Source organism: Kocuria sp. CPCC 205235 (assembly GCF_040980905.1).
Lineage (GTDB): Bacteria > Actinomycetota > Actinomycetes > Actinomycetales > Micrococcaceae > Kocuria > Kocuria carniphila.
The window spans coordinates 91,004-97,447 of record NZ_JAVKPR010000012.1 but is presented as its reverse complement, the minus strand read 5'-3'; the positions used below and the strand labels follow the sequence as shown (position 1 = coordinate 97,447).

Genomic DNA, 6,444 nt, shown 5'->3' with positions numbered 1-6,444 from the left:
CCTGGAAGACCTCGACCCCTACCCGGCCAGCGACGCACCTCGACCGTCTACACCGTCAACTGCGATGAGCCAGTTATCTACTCAATGGACTAAAATCACCCTGAGGGCAGTATTGCCGTGCGCACGTGCGGCCTACCCCGATCTATCAGGTCGATCCGTTGAAGCACTGAGCTTGAGCGGACCGACACAACACCTCGACGCAAAGGACACTTATCCGTGGACCTGTTTGAGTACCAGGCACGCGACCTGTTCGAAAAGCACGGTGTTCCCGTGCTGGCCGGCATTGTCGCCACCACCCCCGAAGAAGCCAAGGCAGCAGCAGAGAAGATCGGCGGCGTGACCGTCGTCAAGGCACAGGTCAAGGTTGGCGGTCGCGGCAAGGCCGGCGGTGTGAAGGTCGCCAAGACTGCCGATGAGGCCTACCAGTACGCCAAGGACATCCTCGGCATGGACATCAAGGGCCACACCGTTCACCGCGTCATGATCGCTGAGGGTGCGGACATCGCCGAGGAGTACTACTTCTCGGTGCTGCTGGACCGCTCCAACCGCTCCTACCTCGCCATGTGCTCCGTTGAGGGCGGCATGGAGATCGAGCAGCTGGCCGTGGAACGTCCCGAGGCCCTGGCCCGTGTGGACGTGAACCCGGCGGAAGGCATCACCGAGGCCAAGGCCCGCGAGATCGTGGAGCAGGCCAAGTTCGACGCCGAGACCGCTGAGAAGATCGTGCCCGTTCTCGTGAAGCTGGGCGAGGTCTACACCAAGGAAGACGCCACCCTGGTGGAGGTCAACCCGCTGGTCAAGACCGGCAACGGCGACGTTCTGGCTCTCGACGGCAAGGTCTCCCTGGATGACAACGCTGAGTTCCGTCACGAGGACCACGCAGCCCTGGCTGACAAGTCCTCCGCCGATCCCCTCGAGGAGAAGGCCAAGGAGAACGACCTCAACTACGTCAAGCTCGACGGCGAAGTGGGCATCATCGGCAACGGTGCCGGTCTCGTGATGTCCACCCTGGACGTCGTTGCCTACGCCGGCGAGAAGCACGGCAACGTGAAGCCCGCCAATTTCTTGGACATCGGCGGTGGCGCTTCCGCAGAGGTCATGGCCGCCGGCCTGGACGTCATCCTCAACGACCCCCAGGTCAAGTCCGTGTTCGTGAACGTGTTCGGCGGCATCACCGCGTGTGACGCGGTCGCCAACGGCATCGTGAAGGCCCTGGAAATCCTGGGCGACTCCGCCACCAAGCCCATCGTGGTTCGTCTGGACGGTAACAATGTCGAAGAGGGTCGCCAGATCCTCGCCGACGCCAACCACCCGTTGGTCACCTCCGCGGAAACCATGGACTCCGGCGCCGACAAGGCCGCCGAGCTGGCCCACTCCGCCAAGTAATCGCCCACGCGTAGATCTATCAGGAAGAAGACATGTCGATCTTTTTGAACAAAGACTCCAAGGTCATCGTTCAGGGCATCACCGGCGGCGAAGGCACCAAGCACACCGCCCGTATGCTCGCAGCCGGCACCCAGGTGCTCGGCGGTGTCAACGCCCGTAAGGCCGGCACCACGGTGAACCACAAGGACAAGGACGGCCAGGACGTAGAGCTGCCCGTTTTCGGTTCCGTCACCGAAGCAGTGTCCGAGACCGGTGCGAACGCGTCCATCGTGTTCGTGCCGCCGGCCTTCTGCAAGGACGCCGTGATTGAGGCCATTGATGCCGAGGTCCCGCTCATCGTGGTGATCACCGAGGGCATCCCGGTTCAGGACTCTGCTGAGTTCTGGGCCCACGCCAAGGCGAACACCGGCGCGGACGGCAAGCCCAAGTCCCGCATCATCGGCCCCAACTGCCCCGGCATCATCTCCCCCGAGGAGTCCCTGCTGGGCATCACCCCGGCCAATATCACCGGTAAGGGCAAGCTGGGCCTGGTCTCCAAGTCCGGCACCCTGACCTACCAGATGATGTACGAGCTGCGTGACCTGGGCTTCACCACCGCCATCGGTATCGGCGGTGACCCGGTCATCGGTACCACGCACATCGACGCTCTGGAAGCCTTCGAGGCGGATCCGGAAACCGAGGCCATCGTGATGATCGGTGAGATCGGTGGCGACGCAGAGGAGCGCGCCGCTGACTTCATCAAGGCCAACGTGACCAAGCCGGTCGTCGGCTACGTTGCTGGCTTCACGGCTCCCGAGGGCAAGACCATGGGCCACGCGGGCGCCATCGTCTCCGGCTCCTCCGGAACCGCTCAGGCCAAGAAGGAAGCACTCGAGGCTGCCGGCGTGAAGGTGGGCAAGACTCCCTCTGAGACCGCCCAGCTCATGCGCGAGATCTTCGAAGGCAAGTAAGCGGCGCGCGGCCGGTTGACCCGGCCCGCACACAACGACGCCGCTCGCCCACCTTAGTGGGGGAGCGGCGTCGGCGTTTATGCGGAGACTTTGGGGGCCTGGGTCAGGCGAGCACGATGGTGCGGTTGCCGGAGATCACCACGCGGCCCTCCGCATGCCATTTGACGGCTCGCGACAGTGCCTGGGTCTCGGCGTCGGAGCCAACGGCCACCAGGTCACTGGGGGTGTGCGCGTGGTCCACGGGGATGACCCGCTGGGCAATGATGGGACCCTCGTCCAAATCAGAGGTGACGTAGTGCGCGGTGGCGCCCACCATTTTCACGCCGCGGTCGTAGGCCTGGTGGTACGGCTTGGCACCCTTGAACGAGGGCAGGAACGAGTGGTGGATGTTGATGCACTTGCCGGACAGGGCGCGCGTGAGATCGTCCGAGAGGATCTGCATGTAGCGGGCAAGCACGACCAGCTCGGTGTCGTAGTGATCCACGAGCTCCAACAGCTCGGCCTCCGCCTGGGGCTTGGTGTCCTTGGTGACCGGGACATGGTGGAACGGAATGCCGTAGAAGTCCACGAGCGGCTGGAGATCGGTGTGGTTGGACACCACGGCCACGATCTCGATGGGCAGCGAGTTGACCCGCTGCCGGTGCAGCAGGTCCGCGAGGCAATGCGAAACCTTGGAGACCATGATCAGTACGCGGGTCTTCTTCCGTGCATTGACCAGACGGAATCGCATGCGGTGTCGATCGGCGACGGGTTGGAACCCCTCGGTGAGAGATTCCGTGGTGACCGTTCCCGGGTCACTCATGGTGTGGCACCGGATGAAGAACTCACTGTTGTGACGGTCGGAGAAATGCTTGACGTCGAAGATGTCGCAGCCCTGATTCGTGAGGTTCGACGCCACAGCGCTGACCAATCCGTAAGCCTCGGGGCAGTGGACGGTCAAGATGTGTTCATCGGGTGTGGACAGCGGGGCGAACATCAGTGGGATCTCCTAGGACAACAGTGACAACGGCACGTGAGAGGGCCGTAGACGATCCTATCGGTGAGTCCGGTCCCCAAGCCATGCGGACGATGTCCGTGAGAGCGATATCTCGCGATTGATGCGCGGCGAGCGTGTGCCGCACGGGGGGGCGTTTACAACCGGTGGCCACCAGAGCGGACGGTAGGAGCCCGTCCGGCGCGGGGAGAGGTGCGCCTCTGTTAGAGAACCAGCAGCCACCGGCAGGCGTATACGCCTCAACGGGATGAAGCCGTGGGCTGAGCGGCTATCAACGCAGGGCATCAGCCACAAAGCACCCCCCAGTGCAAGTGTGGTGATTTATCCCGTGCGAAGTCTCCCGTTGTGGTGGTTTCGAGAACCACAGGTCAAAGAATATCGGAAATATGCGGTCACCAGTAACCTGCCGATCGATCTGTGCAGCGAACGCGTACGTTCTACCCCACCGGTGAATTGTTTGGAATGGACTTGTTACCAAGTCGTAACCATTCGCGGGCTAGGGCCAATGTCAGTCCTCGCCCGATGATAGGAGAGTTACTGCAGACCAGAGCATGAATATGCATATTACATCCGCGCAATTTGTGGGCCAAAGTGGGGACAAGTCATGTTGGGTCGTTTAATACAACGCGCGAGTTCGGAAGCTTGCGTTTCGTAAACCACCGGCCCAGACCCCTGCCAACCAAACCTCGTTATGCAACGGTGGTATTAAAAGCCATCCCCAGGAGGTACGTCGCGATGGCTGCGCCGTAGCCGATGGCCAGCTGTCGCAGTCCTCGCTTGAGCGGAGATGCACCGGAGAGCAGACCCACGCAGCCACCGGTGAACAGCAGCGCAAGGCCCACGAGGAACATGCCCACGAGCAACGCCATGCCTCCGCCCAGTCCGAAGAAATACGGGAGGATGGGAATGATCGCGCCGGATGCGAAAAAACAGAAACTCGAAGCGGCCGCTCCCAGGTCCGTGCCGAGAGCTTGGTTGTCGTCCGATCCCCTCGGGTCGTCGTATTCGACATTCTGGTCACGGCTGAGCGCGGCGCGCGCCTTGGCGTCCTGGAAGGACAAGGACGGGTCACAGTCGCACTCGAAGTGGCCGAGCCGCTCGGCAGCGCGGTGTTCCGCGGCTTCCTCGGTCATGCCCCTGGCCCGATAGATCAGGGTCAACTCGTTGGCGTCGAGATCGAGTTCCGGGGCGACCTCGAGGGTCACCTGCGTGGGGCGCGAGGCATCCAGGAGTTCGCGTTGTGAGCGGACGGAGACGAACTCTCCCGCACCCATGGACAGCGCACCGGCCAGCAGGCCCGCAATGCCCGAGACCATGACGATCGAACTGGACACACCCGTGGCACCAATGCCCATGATGAGGGCCAAGTTGGAGACCAACCCGTCGTTCGCGCCGAAGACCGCTGCGCGGAAGTTGCCGGACAACCTGGTGCGGCCGTCGGTGGCCAGGGCCCGAATGATCTCCTCGTGGACGGCCTCGTCCGCGGCCATCGCCTCCGAGGCGTCCGGGTCCTCACGGTACGGGGACCGGGATTCTGCCCGCTGCAACAGCGCGAGAACGAAGACCGTGCCAAAGTGCTTGGCGAGGAACATGAGCGCACTGGCGCGCAGTGACGGTCGCCCGGGTTTGTCAGCGTACGGACCCAGGAGCCTCCGCCAGTGCTCCGCGTGACGGCCCTCGGCCACGGCGACCTGGTGCAGAATCTCACCTTGCTGGCCGGATGCCCGATCCGCAAGGTGCTGGTAGATCGCCGCCTCCGCCAATTCGTCGGCCAGATAATGGCGCCAACGGCGGATTTGTGCGGATGTGGGTTCGGTGGACGGCGTGTGGTCGGAATGGGGTGATTCTGAAAATCCCATGGGGCAAGATCTTACGCCGCTGCCTCGATTCCGGGTTTCGGGAATCCGAAAACAAGCCAACCGCGACCGAAACCTGGGTCGCGGTTCGCACGTGGGCCTCATTCGGGCCACGTAGGCTGCGTGGTCAGCGCGGACGACGCCGCAGGATCGCGGAGGCGGCCACGCCCACCAGAATGCCCCAGAAGGCGGACACGATGCCGAACGGCTGGATGCCGGACACCGTGACGACCAGAGTGATCAGGGCGGCCTCGATCACCGCGGGTTGGTGATCACCCTGGTGCATGGAGTCGAACATGGAGCCCTGAAGCGCCCCGAGCAGTGCGACGCCCGCCAGTGCGGAAATGAGTCCGGGCGGGATCGCGGAGAACAGAGTGACGATCGTTGAGGCGAAGGCGCCGAACAGGATGTAGAAGGCACCGCACGCAATGCCGGCGACGTAGCGGCGTCGATGTTTCGGGGTGGGCCTCGGGGCTCGTGGCAATACCCGCGGTGACCGCGGCGAGGTTCAGCGCGTGCGATCCGAACGGCGCGAACAGGATGGAGGCGATCCCACTCGCGCCCAGGAGCGCACGGTCGTTGGGCGGGAAATCCGCGGTCTTCATCATGGCCAGGCCCGGAGCGTTCTGGCCGGCCGCGGTCACGATGAGCAGAGGGATGGAAATTCCGGCGATCGCGGCCCACGAGAACGTGGGCATGGTGAACTCCGGCACCGTCAATCCGAAGTCGGGGGAGACGGCGTTGATGGCTCCGGTCAGCCAGGCCACCAGGACACCCAACCCCATCGCGACGAACACGGCGTAGCGGGGAATGAAGCGCTTGCCCAGCAGGTAGCCGATGACCAGTGCGCCTGCGGGGGCGGGGTTCTCGACGACGGACGGTGCCACCTGAATGGAGAAAGGCAGAAGCACGCCGGCGAGCACGGCGGCCGTGATGGGCTTGGGAATCGCGTCCAGAATCTTGCCGAACCACCCGGTGACGCCCAGAATCAGGCCCAACACGGCGGTGACGATGTAGGCGCCGATGGCGTCCGAGAACGAGAAGTTGCCCAGCGATGTGATCAGTAGAGCGGCACCCGGGATCGACCATGCGACCATGACCGGTTGTCTGAACCACCAGCTGCACAGCACGCAGGTAATTCCCGACCCCACGGAAATCGCCCACACCCACGAGGCAGTTTGTTCGGAGTTCAGTCCCGCCGCTCGAGCGGCCTCCAGCACCACGAGGAGCGGACCCGCGTAGGAGACGACCACAGCCA

General features: G+C 63.6%; 5 protein-coding genes and 1 pseudogene. 2 read left to right on the top strand and 4 right to left on the bottom strand.

The window, feature by feature from the left end; translation table 11 throughout:
* Positions 1 to 216: 216 nt before the first annotated feature.
* Together sucC and sucD are read left to right on the top strand one after the other, a co-directional pair.
* On the top strand, positions 217 to 1,386 hold the full coding sequence (gene sucC / locus RF638_RS10045) for an ADP-forming succinate--CoA ligase subunit beta (protein ID WP_368841948.1): 1,170 nt from the start codon (positions 217 to 219) through the stop codon (positions 1,384 to 1,386).
* A 32-nt stretch (positions 1,387 to 1,418) separates the two neighbouring features.
* Complete coding sequence (gene sucD, locus RF638_RS10040; protein WP_095796908.1) at positions 1,419 to 2,336, top strand: succinate--CoA ligase subunit alpha; 918 nt, start codon at positions 1,419 to 1,421, stop codon at positions 2,334 to 2,336.
* A gap of 103 nt (positions 2,337 to 2,439) precedes the next feature.
* Here the strand turns inward: sucD and purU are convergent, their stop codons facing one another.
* The 4 genes and pseudogenes from purU to RF638_RS10020 all read right to left on the bottom strand — a co-directional run.
* Entirely contained in the window at positions 2,440 to 3,312 is an 873-nt protein-coding gene (gene purU / locus RF638_RS10035) for a formyltetrahydrofolate deformylase (RefSeq protein ID WP_368841947.1), read from the bottom strand.
* A 707-nt stretch (positions 3,313 to 4,019) separates the two neighbouring features.
* Positions 4,020 to 5,189, bottom strand: a complete 1,170-nt coding sequence (locus RF638_RS10030) for a VIT1/CCC1 transporter family protein (protein ID WP_095796906.1) — start codon at positions 5,187 to 5,189, stop codon at positions 4,020 to 4,022.
* Between the two features lie 124 nt (positions 5,190 to 5,313).
* Positions 5,314 to 5,670 carry a benzoate/H(+) symporter BenE family transporter gene (locus tag RF638_RS10025; RefSeq protein WP_368841946.1) on the bottom strand — a complete coding sequence of 119 codons (357 nt, stop codon included), beginning with the start codon at positions 5,668 to 5,670 and terminating at the stop codon, positions 5,314 to 5,316.
* A gap of 31 nt (positions 5,671 to 5,701) precedes the next feature.
* Positions 5,702 to 6,439, bottom strand: a pseudogene (locus RF638_RS10020) (benzoate/H(+) symporter BenE family transporter); the annotation flags it as partial.
* Positions 6,440 to 6,444 lie beyond the last annotated feature (5 nt).